14 protein-coding genes and 2 pseudogenes are annotated in these 16,672 nt (G+C 60.1%); 5 read left to right on the top strand and 11 right to left on the bottom strand.

What is annotated here, in order from left to right; genetic code table 11:
* The 3 genes and pseudogenes from AC629_RS20420 to AC629_RS50625 all read left to right on the top strand — a co-directional run.
* Nucleotides 1–218, top strand: a pseudogene (locus AC629_RS20420) (IS110 family transposase); the annotation flags it as partial.
* An 842-nt stretch (nucleotides 219–1,060) separates the two neighbouring features.
* A complete protein-coding gene (locus AC629_RS20425; RefSeq protein WP_143199293.1) occupies nucleotides 1,061–2,032 on the top strand; it encodes a sigma-54-dependent transcriptional regulator in 972 nt (323 codons plus the stop codon).
* Nucleotides 2,033–2,045: 13 nt separating this feature from the next.
* Nucleotides 2,046–2,429 carry an AAA-type ATPase lid domain-containing protein gene (locus tag AC629_RS50625; RefSeq protein WP_502693037.1) on the top strand — a complete coding sequence of 128 codons (384 nt, stop codon included), beginning with the start codon at nucleotides 2,046–2,048 and terminating at the stop codon, nucleotides 2,427–2,429.
* A gap of 274 nt (nucleotides 2,430–2,703) precedes the next feature.
* Here AC629_RS50625 and AC629_RS47740 read toward each other — a convergent pair whose 3' ends face one another.
* The 11 genes and pseudogenes from AC629_RS47740 to AC629_RS20470 form a co-directional block, all read right to left on the bottom strand.
* A complete protein-coding gene (locus AC629_RS47740; protein WP_210419071.1) occupies nucleotides 2,704–3,048 on the bottom strand; it encodes an amidohydrolase family protein in 345 nt (114 codons plus the stop codon).
* Nucleotides 3,049–3,148: 100 nt separating this feature from the next.
* Complete coding sequence (locus AC629_RS47745; protein WP_210419072.1) at nucleotides 3,149–3,406, bottom strand: amidohydrolase family protein; 258 nt, start codon at nucleotides 3,404–3,406, stop codon at nucleotides 3,149–3,151.
* Nucleotides 3,407–3,723: 317 nt separating this feature from the next.
* The gene (locus tag AC629_RS20435) at nucleotides 3,724–6,216 is read right to left on the bottom strand and encodes a DUF2272 domain-containing protein (RefSeq protein WP_168195539.1); all 2,493 of its coding nucleotides are present in this window, start codon (nucleotides 6,214–6,216) and stop codon (nucleotides 3,724–3,726) included.
* Nucleotides 6,213–7,136: a hypothetical protein gene (locus AC629_RS20440; RefSeq protein WP_245331932.1), complete on the bottom strand. Its 924-nt coding sequence runs from the start codon at nucleotides 7,134–7,136 to the stop codon at nucleotides 6,213–6,215. The genes AC629_RS20435 and AC629_RS20440 overlap by 4 nt, the downstream gene beginning before the upstream one ends.
* Nucleotides 7,137–7,208: 72 nt before the next feature.
* Nucleotides 7,209–7,682 (bottom strand): annotated as a pseudogene (locus AC629_RS50630) (peptidoglycan-binding domain-containing protein); the annotation flags it as partial.
* Between the two features lie 20 nt (nucleotides 7,683–7,702).
* Nucleotides 7,703–8,839: an aminotransferase class I/II-fold pyridoxal phosphate-dependent enzyme gene (locus AC629_RS20445; RefSeq protein WP_210419073.1), complete on the bottom strand. Its 1,137-nt coding sequence runs from the start codon at nucleotides 8,837–8,839 to the stop codon at nucleotides 7,703–7,705.
* Nucleotides 8,840–8,851: 12 nt separating this feature from the next.
* Complete coding sequence (locus AC629_RS20450) at nucleotides 8,852–10,804, bottom strand: hypothetical protein (protein WP_143199295.1); 1,953 nt, start codon at nucleotides 10,802–10,804, stop codon at nucleotides 8,852–8,854.
* Between the two features lie 29 nt (nucleotides 10,805–10,833).
* Nucleotides 10,834–12,111, bottom strand: coding sequence for a hypothetical protein (locus AC629_RS20455; protein WP_210419074.1), 1,278 nt, complete (start codon nucleotides 12,109–12,111; stop codon nucleotides 10,834–10,836).
* Nucleotides 12,112–12,144: 33 nt separating this feature from the next.
* Nucleotides 12,145–12,861, bottom strand: coding sequence for a hypothetical protein (locus AC629_RS20460; RefSeq protein WP_084806812.1), 717 nt, complete (start codon nucleotides 12,859–12,861; stop codon nucleotides 12,145–12,147).
* Between the two features lie 71 nt (nucleotides 12,862–12,932).
* The gene (locus tag AC629_RS20465; RefSeq protein WP_143199296.1) at nucleotides 12,933–13,742 is read right to left on the bottom strand and encodes a hypothetical protein; all 810 of its coding nucleotides are present in this window, start codon (nucleotides 13,740–13,742) and stop codon (nucleotides 12,933–12,935) included.
* 27 nt (nucleotides 13,743–13,769) lie between these two features.
* Nucleotides 13,770–14,417 (bottom strand): hypothetical protein, encoded by a 648-nt coding sequence (locus AC629_RS20470; RefSeq protein WP_084806817.1) that lies wholly within the window; start codon nucleotides 14,415–14,417, stop codon nucleotides 13,770–13,772.
* A gap of 455 nt (nucleotides 14,418–14,872) precedes the next feature.
* On the opposite strand from AC629_RS20470, the gene AC629_RS45470 reads away from it, so the two are divergent.
* Nucleotides 14,873–16,396 carry a hypothetical protein gene (locus AC629_RS45470; protein WP_143199297.1) on the top strand — a complete coding sequence of 508 codons (1,524 nt, stop codon included), beginning with the start codon at nucleotides 14,873–14,875 and terminating at the stop codon, nucleotides 16,394–16,396.
* A 5-nt stretch (nucleotides 16,397–16,401) separates the two neighbouring features.
* Nucleotides 16,402–16,672 (top strand): hypothetical protein (locus tag AC629_RS47750; RefSeq protein WP_210419075.1); only part of this gene is annotated, 271 nt, incomplete at its 3' end.

Genomic DNA, 16,672 nt, shown 5'->3' on the forward strand with positions numbered 1-16,672 from the left:
CGCTGTTCGTGCAAGCCGCGTGGGTTGTGCTGGTCAAGGTCAGGTGTTGGGAGCGCTATGGCCTCAACTCGTGGATCGAAGCCGCCAAGAAGCGGCTGCACCACAACGTGCTGGCGATTGCGCTCGCCAACAAGCTCGCCCGGATCGCTTGGGCGGTCCTCAACAAGGGACGCGCCTTCGCGTGCGTCAAAACGGTCAAGACGGTGTCATCTGCTTGATCCTCGCGCCGTGCGCGGCGCGTCTGCGCGCGTAGGCCGGCACGAAGGAACGACAGCCAGGCACGAACAAAGGAACCGCGCGAAGTGAGGAGCTATCGATGACGTAACAACACCCTTACCTGCCGAGGTCTGCGAGAGGATGAGACGACGATGGAGGATCGGTCTTCCCGGCGCATGCGAACACTGGTGACCCAAATGGCCCGGTCGAGGCCTGTCCGCTAATCAGATCACATGCGCACTGATATCCATGATGGCCCGGAGCACTGCGCTCCAAGCAGAGGCCGGATACATTGATGCAAGACCGCATCTACTGGACCGTCGAAATCTTCTTGCAACCCACGAATGCCGGTGGTGCGCCGCCAATTTGAATTTCCTAAAGCGTGCGCACTATCGGCTGTACAATCGGTTTGGGCATCTCTTGGCGCGAGCAGCAGTGTTACGACTGCCGGGCCAGAGCCCGCGGCGAACACTTTCTCAAAAAAAATTAGGGAACTTGGGTGAAGCGAATTTCGTTCCGTGAAAATCTAGGCTAAACTTCCAGTTGTCGCCGATCGCGAATGCGGGTACCGCTGAGCCGATATGACGGCCCTGCCGATTAGATTGCAGATGCTCATATCTGGGCCGTCTTCCATTACTGCTTCTCAACCCGCGCCGGGACCGCGATTCAAATCAATGAATAAGTTGGGAAGGACTGTTGTGGCCAGCTGTGGCCCACGATCGGTGTCTCGGTCGAGCCGTGATCGAGGCTCATGCGACGAAGCTTAACACAGCAAGCAACGGGCACTGATTTGATGATTGCGCAATGATCGACGTAAGCTGGACTGACTATCATCGAGAGGCAGATGATGGGCATCGGCTGCTGGGTGCATTATTGGGGAGACGCTTCTGAGCAGGAAAAAAGCCTGCTTGCAAAAGCTCTGGTAAAGCATGACATCGAGACCGCGCCTCTCGACCAGGATAGACCGAGCGGACCCGGAATATGTATCTTCGACGAAATCACGGGCCGACTGCGAGACTTTCTTCAATTCGTTAGTTGTGCCGGTCGCCAGCGCATAATTGCCATCGCGAAACTCGAAGCATTGCGGAACGGAGAAAGAGGCTGGGAACTTCTTCAGGCGGGTGCTTCAGATGTATTGGTCTGGTCGGATCTGGATCATGTTGTTCGACAAGTAAAGGCTAGATTGGAACGCTGGATTTCCATCGAGCAACTGCTGGCAGGGGCTTGCGCCGCTGGCGTCGTCGCCGAAAGCCCGGTTTGGCTTGCCACGTTGCGAAGGATATCCGAGATCGCGAGATTTAGTGATACGAGTGTGCTTATTCTCGGGGAGACTGGTACGGGCAAGGAAGTCGCCGCTCGGCTCATTCATCAGCTCGATTCGCGACCGAACAAACGCGAGCTCGTGGTTTTGGATTGTTCCGCCATTGTATCCGAGCTGTCTGGCAGTGAATTCTTTGGGCATGAGCGCGGGGCATTCACGGGTGCGTTGTCGGAGCGGCCTGGGGCGTTCGCGTTGGCAAACGGCGGCACCTTGTTTCTCGACGAAGTGGGGGAATTGCCGTTGCCCCTCCAAGCACAATTGCTGCGTGTCATTCAAGAACGCAGCTATAAGCGTGTAGGCGGGAGCACATGGCACCGAACCGAGTTTCGCTTGGTTTGTGCTACCAATCGCAACCTCTTGGAAATGGTAACTCGCGGTGAGTTTCGCGCTGATCTCTTTCATCGCATCGCGAGTTTCATATGCAAATTGCCTCCGCTTCGCGAACGGATCGAGGATATCATTCCGCTGGCTGAACATTTTTTTTCGTCAAGTTGATCCGAGCCACAAAGTGCCTCATCTTGACCCTGGCATACGTGAATACCTCCTGCGACGAGAGTATCCCGGGAATGTGCGCGAGCTGCAGCAGGTTGTGTCCAGGCTGATGTGCCGATGCGCAGGAGACGGGACCATTACAATTGGTTACGTTCCGTCGGATGAGCGTCCAGCTTGTCAATCGAACCAGATGGTTTGGTTGGATTCCCAATTCAAGCAACCGGTCCAGCGAGCTGTTTTTCTCGGTGCCGGGCTCAAGGAAATCGGCCGTGCTGCCGAGGAAATTGCTATTCAATACGCGACCGAGGTGGAAGACGGAAGTCTTCAACGGGCTGCACGACGCCTTGGCGTTACGGATCGGGCGCTGCAGATCCGGCGCGCACAGCGCAAGGAATTCTAAGCTCGCGTCGCGCCGAATCACGACCGGACGAAGCGCGTTCATGATTGCGCAAGAGCGCGTTCGCTTTGAATGGAATAACGCGCTCTAACAAGTTTTCTTTGCGCGAAATGGTATCCACTTCGTTTTAAAGCGCTCCAAGGGCTCAGTTAGCGAGGTACTTCATCTTGAAGCCACGGATCGCCTCTCGCCGTCATTTGAGCCGCCAATTTGCGCTCCGGAGCGGAACACAGACTGTACTCGTTCCTGGCCTGGCCGGAGCGGCCAGCTCTTTCGATCAAGCGCAGAAAATTGTCGCCGAGGACCAAACTCTCATCGCTTCTCTCGATAGCGCCGGTGCCCGCACCTTCGCCAGCTCTATCCCTGGATGCACCCATGCTCCGTCGGAGCCGTACAAGATTTTTCGCGCGCCCGCCAGCCGAATGGCCTGCTCCAATATGTCAAGTCTGCGAACGCCTGCTGTATCGGTGTAAATGTTGGGATGTCGCACCAAGTGATCGATCAACGCGAACTGCGCCTGCGAATCGTCGGCGAAGCTGCCCAAATGAGGAATGATGAAGTCCGAAATATCCCTCGGCCAGCAATACAGATACCGCGCCCTTGACATCGTATAAACGGGCAACGAAAATTCCTACGCGGCCTCACACACTTTCGGCTAATGGGTGCGTCGTGGCGATGGACCTTGATTCCAACAAAGCCGAATTCCTTGACTGACTGACAAACTAATCTTTGGACGCGTCATCGGTCATGAAGAGCATTGACGAAGGAAATCCAAAGAATCGATCCGGGCGACCGGAGACGATGCGCGCAACCTCCCGGTTAGCGAGCGCATAATCGGAATGAAACGCGGCGAAGAGCACGGTTTGCGTTATCCCAGCGTGCGCGGCGCGAAGCCGATATTTGTCCAGCGGCGCGGGGGTATCCCACGGTCCGGTCAGCCCGTCGCCTTTGCCAGCATGGCAGTGACTGTCTATGATCATGAAGTCGGCTCCGGATGCATCGAGAGAACCGTGGCCGCTCGTGGCGGACCGCGCCATCGGTCAGCGCAGATGATCGGGCTGCGAGACGTCGCGATGCTCCAGGCCGATGGGGGGCCGTGTCGCCGGCATGCTGAGGTCGCGCGCTGAGGCAGGCCATGCCGCCAGCAGCAGTGCGCTCGCCCTCAAAGCGCTGCCGATTGCTGCGAGCACAGGCGGGAGCCTATCTGGAGGAACTCATTTTTGAGGCCCCAATTTCAAGATGGAATGCGCTGCCCTCGCCGCTGCTGGTTCCTCTCGTCCTCGCAGTAGGGCTACTTTCAAGCCGATACCTCGTAAGTCAGCCGTTGATCAAACCGATACAAATTGTAATCGCGCATGTACTTGATCAGTACGTCCGCGTAGTGCGGATCGGTGGCGTACCCAGCCTTGTGGATCTCTCGCGCGAATGCGTCGGGATCGTCCTTGAATTGCAGAGCGCGGGCAAAGCGACGGTTGCGCAGGAAAAACCGTGCATGCTCGGTGATGCTCTGCTCGAAGCTCTCGTATTTGGCGAAATCAGCTTCGACGAAGACATCCTTGCCTTTGATGAATTCACGGGTTCGGGCACGAACGGAGCCCAACGGGCCACGCCCTTTGATGCCGAACAAGTTCTTTGCCTCGCCGATCGTGTGCTTTCCCCAGCCAGTCTCGACGATGGCCTGCGCAACCGTCACGGACGCGGGCACGCCGGTCGCCGCCATGGCGCACTGGGCATTTTTGCCGACGAACTCAATGAACTCCTTCTTGGTCATGCGGCGGATATCGTTCTGTCGTGACTGGCGTTCCTGAATAAACTCCGCCGCCGTCTGAACTTGCCCAGTAGCATCGAGATCGCCGGGCGCCATGGCGGGCAACCGACCAGTTCGGACCACTGCCATCGCATACCCGATCCGCGGCATGTTCACCATGTCGTGGAAGGCTTGCCGCTGGCCCACCAGCGCGTCGCGCCGATCCGGGGAAAGCCCGTCCAACGCGCGCAGCATTTCGTACATGTTGAGACCGTTGAGATTGAGGAAGGCTTGACGCCAATCGTCGCGAACAACCGCCTGTTCAAACCTCACGCGAGTCGAACTGGGTACGTAGCCCGGCGGAACGAAGGGACCGGGCGGCGGGACGGGTCCGGGTATTTTCCTGGGACTGGGCGGCGGGACCGGCGGAGTTGAACGGCCCGACCTTGACCCAAGGAAACTTGTACCCTGTAAACGCTCTTGCCAGTGGGTCATAGGCACATAGTTGTGCCGGTTGTCCTTCGCTGGCTGGACGATGGCATTAGGAACCCGCATATTGCGCAAGCTTACCGCGAGCGGCGCGGTTGGTGATCCGGCAATGTAGTAGATGTAAACCTTGGCGTTCGGTCGAGCCCGCGCCCACCCGGCCCAAAAAGCATCATCGCCGCGGTTGTAGGTGCAGTCGAAGCCCCAGCATTCGCGGATGCGGACCAGGACTCGATTCTGACCTCCGGCCAATTGCCGCATCGGGAGTCCGCCGCCGCTATGGCAGGCGAGAACGAGATTGCCGAGGGTGGGTGGCGCGCCGACGCGACTTTGCGGACGGTAGGTGCGCAAGGCCGCCAGCACCTGCTCGACGTAGGAATCGAGACCGCCGGGATTCAGCAGAGTTCCGGCCTCCGAGTGGGAACCCAGCGTGGGAGCCACTAGGATCACATTGCGCGCACTGGCGTTGACGCCCTCGCGGAATGCCCCATAGGGGAACCGCTGACTATTCCAATATTGGTCGATCGCCTGTCGCTTGATGGCGTCGGCCTTGAAACCATGCAGATAGAGGATCAGATCCACCGCCGCGCCCGGCGCGTAGCCGTCCGGAATGAAGACACCGGTTACCGGAGGTGCGGTAATTCCAAACTTGTCGACGATTTTCAGATCGATTTCGAGGTAGAGCGTGGTCCCAGGCGGAGTCGACTCTTGTCGCAACAGGCGCGGCGCCACGGATACGGGCGGCGCTGGTGTCGGCGCTGGTGTCGGCGAGGGGGATGGTTGCTGGCCGTTGATGCGGATCACGGCGAAATAATTCGGCTCCGCGATGCCGCCATTTGCGTCGGTTCGCAATGTTTTCTGCGCCACAGAATTGCGGACGTTGCCGCCGACGGTCATGATGCCCCGTGGTCGAACCTCGGTCACGATATCGCAATGGGTCTTCATCCCTGGTCTGATGTTGTCATAGGTCGCCCCGCTGCCGGACCGGCTCTTGCAAACGAGATCACCGACCTGCGGTGCCAGCTCGGTGATACGGTAGGCCTTGAAGGGATTATTGTTGTTGGCGATGCGGTTATCTTTCGCCGCGCGGGTGTAAACAGCGTGCGAGGCGCTGTACTTGAAGGCATCGCCGGCGCCTGCCGACTTCATGACCCAGGATATAAAGGCAGCGCTCCACGGGTGGGCGTTTTGAAATGCGGGATCACCTAGCTGATCCTCGCTGTAACTCACCCCTGCGCCGGTTTTCCAATAGTCTTGCAGCGTCTTGCGAAGCCTTGGATCGGTTTCCTTGATAGTGCCATTGTTCCAGCGCGCCAGCTCCTGAGTGGCGACACCCACGATCCGCTGCCGGAGCGCCTGGCTGTCGACAACCGGAGGAGCCGATGGGGCCCTCGCGAGGAGTGAAGCCGGCCGCGATAGAACGCGTGTTCGCGGTCTGGCGAATCGGGTCGTTTCCCACTCGGCTTCCAACTCCGGCGCACCATCGAGTTCGAATGCACCTTCGACCTCAAAACTGGTTTCAAAAGGTTCAGGATTGAAACTCAACAACCTGTTCATCGCGTCCCTCCAGGCGTTTGAGCGATGGCGGTGCCGCGAACGGCGCGGAGCTTTGCCGCCAACGCCATCTTCTTGTCGATGTTCTCGGGATTGAAATGGAAGGTTCCGACGTTCTTGCCGCACAGGAAATCCCAGCGTTGAGCCTCCGGCAGAGCCAGGAGCTCGTTCTTGAATTTGCGCAGGAAGAAGCGGGCAGCCCCCGCCCCGGCAGCGAAGGAATAGAGTACTGCCATGCGCAAGAACCATTCGGACCGCCTGGATGGAAACAAGGCGGCGAACGCCGCATGGACGCGGTCCGCCGCGCTGTTGAGATCCCACAATCCAACGCGAACTTGCATCGTGGGATCTCTCCAGTTGCTTTCCGTCGGGTAGACGCCGGCGAGATGCCTCCAGCCTTTGCCGAACGGGCTATTCTCAACGTTGCGGCCCGGCGGCCTAAACATGCATGTCTTGACACCGGCCTCGTTGGTACAGCCATGGTCGCCGGCGGGGGTCTGAAACACCCCGAGCTCATAGAACGACGGGATATACTTCTGATGCTTCTCACTCCATTTGCCTGCGGTGGCGTCATCAAAGAGACGGCCTGCCTCGAAATGGATGAAAGCCAGAAGCACCTCGATGGGAATTCCCCGCGCCTCCGCCTGATGCCGGACAAGCAGCTCCTCGATGGTGATGCCGAGACCCGGGACCTTCGTCGCCGCCATGGCGAGCGTCGCTCGGACTTCGCGCTCACTGATCCTGATGCGTGAGGTGGGTGGCGCAAGAGTGTGGGCGCGTTCAGCGATCTCTCGCGTGGCGTCGAGCTCCTGTTCGAAGCCGCCCCACTCGAATTCTGCAGCGGGTAATGTCGCGGTCGGCTCGGACGGGCCGGTCGCGCCTGCCGCCTGCGGCGCGTTGATCTGCTCGACAGGCTCGGGCATGCCCGGCCCGGTTGGAGTCGGCGCTCCATCACGGGGCGAGGCTCCACCTCTTGCTGAGATCAACGCACGCTCGGTATCGGGGCCGACAGCGCCATCGACGGGAAGCCCCTCACGCCGTTGAAAGCTGCGAATGGCACTGCGTGTCGCCGAATCCGCGATCCCATCCAGCGGCAGCCGCAAGCCGAGCACATCATTCAGCGCGCTTTGCACCCAGCGCATGTACTCCGAGCCAGCCGGTGGGGGTTCGGCGGGGTATGGCGCGACGGCGACACCATAGGGCTCGACGGCCACACCCCAAGGCCACCGGGGTAGCGTAAGACGCGGCTTGCGAACCGGCGGTTTCTTGGATCCTTTGAACGGGAAAATCGACGGCCTTGCCGACCGGCCGGACATAACTCGCGGTGCGCGCGGGAATACTCGGCGCACGCGGGAACCCCGGCGGCCGAATTCCTCCTCCATCTCGAAGCCGCTCTGCTCTGAGGCCAGCGTTCGAAATCCGTCATACGCTTCAAAGGGCATGACCTCGAAATTGAATTCGCCGCTCATGGTTGGCCTCCCACTGCTTATCACGTGTAGGCAACGACGTCGGAACCTTCTCTATCGAACGCGTGATCTCGTTTTCCATCCTGATGGCGCACCAGCACGCATGAGTGCTGCAACGCGTCCACGCAGCGGCCGATGTCAGACCGAGTGTGCAATACGGTGATCAGGAAGCTGAGGGCGCCGTTGGGCATGTGTCGTGTCGAACGCAACACGGCTCTCACACCGCAACTCATCAATTCGCGGTAGAGGTGCCGTGGATCGATGCCCGGAATGGCCCTCAATGTTTGAAAGGGGAACAAGCCACCCAACGCCGAAAGACCGATCTGACGCAGCCCCTCTCTGAAGTACCGCACGAGTTTCACGAGACGAATGCGTAGCAGGTCGCCTCGCTTCTCATTGACGGCGAGAGCCCCCTGAGCTGCGCTGATAACGGCGAGGGACGGCGGGCTGGTGTGAACCCTGGTCGCGCTGAGATCCACGAATTTTGTAATCAGCTTGGCGTTGCCGGCGATGACCGCCACTGGCGCGCCGAAGCCCTTCGCCAAAGAGCTTCCCATGATTAGCTCCGGTCCTGCGACCCCATACCAGGCCGGTGTTCCACTGCCGCCCCAGCCGTAAGGAGCGTCCTGCGCGGGATCTTTTCCCAGGATTCCGAGGGCTTGCGTGTCATCAACGACGAGATTTCCGTTCCGCTTCCGAACTAGCCTCAAATAGTCCGGCAACGGCGCCGTCCGACCGGACTCGGGGCAAAATCCATCCGTCACGACAACAGGACGATACCCCTCCTGCCGGTCCCGATGCAGAAGATATTCTAGCGCGGCTGAATCATGCGTCGGAAACGTCGCTGTCCGCACTCCCTTCGCGGCCGCCCGCTCGATGCCCCAACGAGCGATTGGATAGGTCCCCGCATCGACGTAGATTGCGACGCGGTCTCTCGCCAGGAGGTCGAATAGATCCCAGTAAACGTGAAGCGTCGAGGGAGCGAGCACCGCCCCTTTACAGCGCAGCAGTTGCGCCAGATCTTGTGCCACGCGCTCGGCCTCCGGCGGCGGCTCGAGCGCCGCCGGCCGGCCCGTCGTGAGCTGGGCCCATGGCCGCAGCGTGTGATGGGCATGACGAAAGCCCAAGTAGAGCACTGATGTGAAGTCGAGCATCATCATGGCCGCCTCGACTTAGGTTTCCTTTCTGTACGCTGGCAATTCGGGGCGTCCGGGCTTGGGCAATGCGGTGGAGCCCGACACCCTCGCTGCGACGAGGCCGGGACCGTTCGAGGGGCGCGACATCGCCGAAATCTGCTCCACGAGCCTGCGCTTGAGCAGCACCGAAGGCTGAACGTACCGCGTTGCTGCATCGCGGGTATCGACGATGTCAGCTGCGAGATCTACTCCGGTGACCGTTCGATAGGCATGGATGTAGCGTTGGATCTCGGGCTTCCAGGAGCGCGCCCAGGTTTTTGCCTGATCCTCGATGTTTTCGATGTCGGACCAATCGCCGTAGCGGATGGAGAGCAAGACCCGTTCGCCGGTCACCGCGAGTTCATAGAAATGAGTAACGGTGGTGTCGGTCCAACCCTGTAGTCTCTTCATGCTGTCGACCGCGCCCATCCATTCCTCCTGGTACGGCACCATATAGCGTCCGCGCAGAAACTCCTTCATCTCGGGTCGCGCCAGCATCCACTGTATCGTCATCATTTCGGCGCGGGCGGTCCACGTCAGATCGCCGAACTGATTATGCGCCCCTTCCGCCAAAATGAGATGGACCTCCTGGAGCGCGTTGAGCAACGGAAACGCATCGGCAATCACCGTGGTGTCGGAATCCTCCTTGAAGAAGCGCGCCGAGGCCGAGAGCATATTGTGGAACGCCTCGATGAATTTCGACCGGCTATCGGCCGGATTGAGATCCGATACGGCCTTACCCAGCAGCGACAGCCCATAGTGATGTTGGTACTCGTGCGCCCGCCGCGGCACCGTCAGCCGATTGTATTCGTCCTGGATGAAGCCCCAGATCAAATTGTTCAGCGGTCGCAACGGATCGAATTCCAGCTCTGCTAATGGGTCGTTCGGTGAACCGCGCCGGTTCTGGAAACGCCGCGCGATTGCATTCATAGTTTGAACGAGCATCCCCTCTTCAAGCCAATAGGACCAAATCAGCTCGATGAGGCTTGGGGAAGTCAGGCGATGTTGCAGGACTCCGAGGCAATAGGGCAGGACCTCCTTGACGTCTGCATTATCAAGGGTGATCAAGTTCGTCACGATCCTATCGAGATACGGCAAGTGGTCGGCAGGGCCAAGATAAGTCCCTAGCTCCTTCTTGAGCTCACTTAATTCCAGCGAAAAGTCGTTGAGGCGGATGCGCTCTTTTTCGAGGTCGAAAATCTTCGGTTTTCCCGGGGGATCTCTTATGACGACGCCGCTTTCGAGTGTCAGAAACGCTTGCGTCGCGAGCTTCAAGACGCTGTAGGCATAGGGCCCGTAGATGCTAAGCTGTCTCTTATCCGTTCGATCTGTAGCATCAATCGGATCCAAGCACCGGTCGATAGGCCGAAAATTGACCTGGGCTGCGCCCAACATATTGATATCGATCGGGACACCGCAAAAAACGCAATCGATGAATTTCCTGTAGCGCTCGAACCCGATTGCGGCCGTGCGGTTACGAATGGCCGTCCACAGCGCGCGATCATCCGTCGGACCTGCAAATGAGCGCTGCAGGGTTACCCTCGCTTCGATTTCGGTCGGCCGCGCGACGCTGAGCGTCGTGCTTTGCTTAATGTCGTACTTGGGAGGCGTCAAACCGGCGAGGGGGTCACCCTGCCCCTTCCAATCTCCCTTGGCTTTGACTGTGACATCAATTTCGTAGTCCGCGTCCTTAAGGTCCGGGACCTCGAAGGAAAATTGTCTTGTGTTGCTTCCCGGTGCTTTGTTAATGGCGTCCTGCAGTAGCATATTCACAGTGTGATATTGGTAGTCGAAACCTGTCGCATAAACTGTTTCTTTGTCCGCCTCGCTAAGCTGATCGAACTTGGTGTTCGATAGAGTAACTGCCAATGTTACTTCATCGTGCTTACGGGCTTGCTCGGAGTCAGTCGAAACAGTGCATGACCATTGCTGCGTGGGCTGTTGGGCCATCGTCGTGCCTCCTATGTTGGCGTCGTCGTCTATGCTGCTAACGCTCGCACTTGTGATCTCGGTATTGCCGCACAGTACGCTGAAGTATCGAGCGTGCTGCGCATCGCCCAAAAGCTAAGAAGCTTTGCCAGCAGCTCACTTTCATCTTCGGGGCTCAGAGCACCATCCGCTTTCGCCTGGCCAAGCGCGGCGAAGACCAGCGATGGTGGCGCGCGATACATCTGCATCGGTGCCTTGGTCCAGCCGCCAAACAGCGCCGTTAACCGGGCGGGATTCCGCTGCTCGATCTTCATCACTTCAAGGAGTGAGCGCCCGTGCAAGGTCTTCGGGCGATGATTGATGAGGACCGCGACGAATTCCGGAAGACATTCCTGCAGCAGGGCGAGCAGGTTCCGGCGCTGGTCGTCGAGATCGGCAATCGGGTAGTAGGACTCCCAAAGACTCGCCACTCTTCGCCACTGCGGATGCGGGTAAAGGCCATCGCCGATGGCGCAGCTCAACTTCACACGGATCCAGGGCGTTGGATGCGGATCGTCGACGTTGACCCGGAAAACAAAGGGCCGTGGCAGGCTGACGAGGCCGATAAGCCCCAAGGTCGATACCACGCCCACCCGCGCAACAGACCAAAAGTCGGAAACGATTTCGGAGATCCAGCGCTCCCACAGACGCCACGCCAAAGCCTTGCTCACATCTTGTTGCTTGGCTTGCAGAACCAGCCGGAGCGAGGGGACCAATCCGAGAAGGGCCGCCCCTTGATGGCCTACCTCGTGGATCAGCGATGATGCGATGCCGCTGCCGATCATTCGCTCGCGCGGGACGCGGATCACGGCAACCGGATTCTCCCCACCGCCGGGCAAGCGGGTCCGTGCGCGTCTTATTGCGCCGCCGACGCCTCGATCCAGATAGCAGATCACCGGCGGAGCTTCGTAATACTCCGGTAGCGCCAAGGCATCCGCCGCGACCACATCGAGACCGGATAACCAGACTCCCAGCTCGTTCTCGCTGCGCTGCGTAATCACTTGATGGAAGAGGTCGAGCTGCGAGAGGACAGCGTTGAACCGCAGCTTGAGGAAAACGAATCGGCGCTGGGCGTCCATCGGCGAGGCTTGCGCACCCTCGGCATGCAGCCAGCCCAGGAAGTCCTGAACCCGCTCCTTCAGCTCGCGTCGTCCGTTGGCGAGAAAACGTTCGATCGCGATCTGGGCCGCGGGCAAAAGACTCGCGGCCAGGAGCATCGGCTGAGAGAGCACAAATGGCTTCACGCGCGCGAGCCGTGCCAGTAATGCGCGCGCCTCCTGGTCCAACATCCAGTGGGCATATGAGCTAGCGTTCATGGCCGTTCAAACCCCGTACAAGACGATCTTGCTGCCGCGGCGCAGCCAGCGGCCGCTGTGCCCGGTCCGAAAAGCAGAATATGTCTGAGGTTGAAATCCCGCTTGGCGAGACGTTGGCGAGGCGTCCTGGCGAGGCGACAGCAAACCCGGAGCATGCGTCTTCGCTGCTTCCACCGCCGCTGTAGTGGCCGCAGATCTCGGGTCCGAACTAGAAGGAGCCAGCGCCAGATTTTTGACGGCTTCGCCGGCAAAGCCGACGTAGCGCCTCGCTACCTCGAACTCTCGGTCCTCGCTGCTCAGCCCCTCGAGCTCCAAACCGAAGGCTCTGCCGGCCGCGGATGCCACGTCACCGCCGAGTTTTGCTCCCGTTTCTCCTCCGAAGTAGCCGCCGATTGCTGAACCGATTCCGGGTAGGACCTGCCTTGCAGCGCCTTTCAGGATGCCGCCGATCGCCTGTCCTTCGGGTGATTTGACGAACTTTCCGATCGCATTGCCTGCACGGCCAATGAGGTCTCCCAAGAACCGATCGAGTTCAGCCTCGCTCGTGATTTCAAGCAATTCGCTCGCGAGCTCCATCTGCTCAGTCTCGCTGAACACTTCACCAGTCTCGCCGTAAGGTGTTCCTGTCTGCGCAAACTCGAATTGTTCGGCTTCGAATGGACCGGCTTCAAACATTTCGGTTTCGGGCTGGGTCTCCAGTTGAATACGATCGATGTCGTGCATGGAGTTCTCCTATTGTCCTGCTCAACGGTCTTGTTGAAGTTTCGGTAAGGCTGATGTGCCCGCTCTAACCTCTAGCAGTTGACGATGATGCTGCTTCCACTGCGGAACCAGTGGCCACTGCGGCCGATCTTCCCGCACTGGCAGGACCCGGGCGGCAGCTCGCAAACGCTGCAGATGCATTCGCCCGGAGCCTTCGCCCTTGTTCGAGATGTCTGCCCCGCCGCGCGACCGACAGCGGGGGCTGCTTTCATCACTGCGGTTGCCGGCACACCTTCCGCGAAGGTCGCGGTTAATCCGGCTGATGCAGGCCTTCGCGCAAGTTTTTCATTTGCCGAGTCCACAAGACTCCTTTTGGCCGCCGCTATGGGATTGACTCCTGCCGGAGCCGATGCGGCGGCCATAGCGGCCTTCCCGGCAAATCGCACGAACCGCAAGTACTTTTCGAGCAACTGCCGGCACTGTTCTACGTCGCGGTCTGTGGCCGTCATTCCAGCCGCTTCCGCTTCCAATGCTTGGCTTACAAGCGATCCAAGATTCCCGGCGATCGCATCGTCCCTCGGTTTGCCGAAGGCCGTGCCTGCGCCAGTCGCTACCGAGGGCAGCGCTTTCCTGGCAACCGTCTTGAGGAGGACCCCGAGAGGCGCAATGACTTTAGCTTCAACCGGCTCGATGCCCCTCCATGCTTTCTTAAAGAGCTCACCCAGGGATCGTTCGAGCTCAGCTTCGTTTGTGACCTGCAGCAGCTCCAAGGCCAACCCCATCTCGTCAGCGTTGTTGAAGGGGCTTCGAGGTCTGGCAGGCACAACGGATCTGCCATCCGTTGCACCAGCAAATTCAAATGCGTCCGGTCGCACGTTCGGCCTTGGATTGAAGTCGCGCATGACGTACTCCGCTGGACCCACAAGCACCTATCCGCAGTTGACGATGATGACGTTTCTGCCCTGGCGCACCCAACGGCCAGTGCGGCCGAATTTTCTGGCGGGCCCGGCCGCACCGGCAATGAGTCCAGGAACGGCCGCGCCACCAAGGAGCCCAGGGGCGTGCTTGTTCACCGCCGCCTTAACGGCCGCTTTCGCTACTTCGACCGGGTTGGCGCCGGGGGCCGCGGCGACCGCAGACTTCACGGCATCAGCCGCCATTTTCACGAAACTCTTGGCACCTTCGAACTCGCGGTCCTCCTGACTCATCTCGGCTTCGAGGCCCAGAGCGTTGCCCGCCATCGAAGCGAGGCCGCTGCCGATTTTGGCTCCGAGCGGCCCGCCGACAAAACCACCCAGCGCCCCCCCGGCGAGAGGCAGCGCGGATTTTGCGGCCCCTTTCAACCATCCGCCCACCGCTTGTCCGACGGGAGAACGCACGAACGTGCCTACGGCCTGTCCCGCTTTGCTGATGAGGTCGCCCAGGAATCGATCCAGTTCGGCCTCAGTGGTGATTTCGAGCATTTCGCCCGCCAGCTCCATGGTTTCCGCTTCGCTGAAAACCTCGGCCTCGCCACCCCACTCTGCTTCATACGTTTCCATTTCCGGGCTGTATTCAAAGGTCTCGAGATTGGTCATAATTGCGGTCTCCTTATTGAAAAGACTCACCGTGTCGAACAAGGATGCACCTTGTCGGTGGAGAGTAGTTCTTCAACAACCGTGCCAAACCGATTGTGTTGTTTCTCAAGTGATTTCTATTCCAGACCGCCGAAGCTGATTTCGCCTCACCGGGTTTTTCTGCGCACTTGACGAAAGCCTTTTCGCCTGCAGAGGCCGTCCGCTTCGAGCAAGAGCAAGACCTCAAAAGGATTCTGGGCCCAGAGATGCCGTCGTGCCACGCCGCATCCGGATGCGTATCGACGGCGGCCGAAGCGTTGTCAGCTTGGTGAAGTTTGCTTAGTTTGTTTTGCGCTCAAGTTGGCGAGGGCGCGGTCGGCGCTTCGCCTGATTGAGTGTGAGGCCCTTTCCCAACTTATGTGCGGCTCTGGCACGTCGATTGCAGATCCACAGCGGGTCAGATCGGAGGCATCGCCATGACCAGTGTCGCGCTCGCGCCCACTTTTCAGACCGTGCCGCGTCCACTGCAGCATCCAGCGCGCCTTCGCCGCTCCCTAGATGATGCCGGCGCCGCGCTCAGCGAGGCCGAGGCAGGCGAATTCGCCGGTCGTCTGATCGACGTAGGGAGCGAAGCGGATTTCGATCACCTGCTCGGGGCAATTCTGACGCACGCCGCCAGACGCGCCGGCGGCTCGCTTTCTCCTGCGGTGGGGGGCGCGCTCGGCGGTTTGCTCAAGAGCATTGCTCGGCAAGGCCTCGCCAGGCCGGCGCCGGCGCGAGCGATGGGGCTTGAACTCGAGGGCCTCGAGGGGGAGGAACGGGAGTTCGAAGCGGCTCAGCGTTTCGTCCGCTTGGCGGCCGAGGCAGCGCGGCACGCGGCGGAAGAACCTGTGATTGCACCCTCACGCATAGCGGCTCAAGCCGCATTGGCCGCCGCATCCGACGTCTATGCGCCACCCCTGGTTTCGGCCCTCGCGCCCTACGATAGGCGCTACCGTGCGAGCTTCCATCGACCTCACGCCACCATAACGCGGAGCGCTGCGCGCCTGCGACTCCCGCCGCCACCAATCGCAGTCGGGGTCGAACCGTTCCGATATGACCCGGAGATGGAATATTTCCTTGGCGGTCTTATTCACTCGGTCGGCCGTGCCGTTGGAGACGTTGCGCGCACGGTCAGCAAGGCCGCCGGCACCGTTGGAAAAATCCCGATCATTCGCTCGGTCGGCCGCGCCGTTGGCGACGTTGCGCGCACGGTTAGCAAGGCCGCCGACACTGTTGGAAAAATCCCGATTCTCGGCGATATCTCGCGTGCTGCCATCGGTGCCGCGCGGCTTGGCCTTGGACCAGCTGCGATCGCGATCGATGCGGGTTCACGGATCGCCCGCGGGGAGAATCTTGGAGCGGCGCTGAAAGGCGCGGTAGGCGGCCAAATCGACGCACTGCGCGACCAGCTCAAATTGGCCGAGATGGTGGCTCCCTTCGTGCCCGGCATCGGCACTGGGGTAGCGGCCGCATTAGGGGCGGCTAATGCGCTGGCAGCAGGCCGGCCGATTACCGAAGCGGTGCTGGCTGCGGCACGGGGCGCTTTACCCGGCGGCGCAATTGCCCAGGCCGCTTTCGATGTCGCGCTGAACCTCGCCAAGGGCAAGAACATCGCCGAAGCCGCGCTGGCTGCGGCGCGCGACCGACTGCCGGGCGGCCCCGTTGCGCGGGCCGCGTTCGATGGGGCGGTCGCTCTTGCGCAGGGCAAGCGCCTGCAGGACGCGGCCTTTGCGGCAGCCGGGAGAATCCTGCCGCCCTCACCTTATGCAGCGGACGCGCTGTCGTTCGTCCAGAAGGTCGCAAATGGGCAAAACATTCAAAACGCGGCTTTGTCGGTAGTCGGTCAGCGCGCGCTGCGTCAGGTCCGCGCCAACGCCACGTTGGCTGCTCATCTACCGAACCGAGCTTGGACAAGCGGAGTGTCGCGCAGATTACCCAGTATTGCGCGGCGAAGGTGATGATCGTGGACCATCTCGTCGAGACGCTCCTTCGGCATGGCCGATTGGTTCGTATTCTTCGCGAGTTCGAGTTGCCACCAGCGCCACTTAAGCATCGTCCACGTTCCATCCCGCTGCAAACGCGCTTGGCCTGTCAGTCAGAGAGGCGCCGAGAACATGAAGATGTCGGCTTCGGGTCTTGGCTGTGTGAAAACGCCAAGGCGCTTGAGCGCGATAGAAGAAGTTATTCGTCCAAGGCGGTTCTAGCGCTTAAGCTAGCACGTGGCTTCAACTTAG

Source organism: Bradyrhizobium sp. NAS80.1, from assembly GCF_001908205.1.
GTDB lineage: Bacteria > Pseudomonadota > Alphaproteobacteria > Rhizobiales > Xanthobacteraceae > Bradyrhizobium.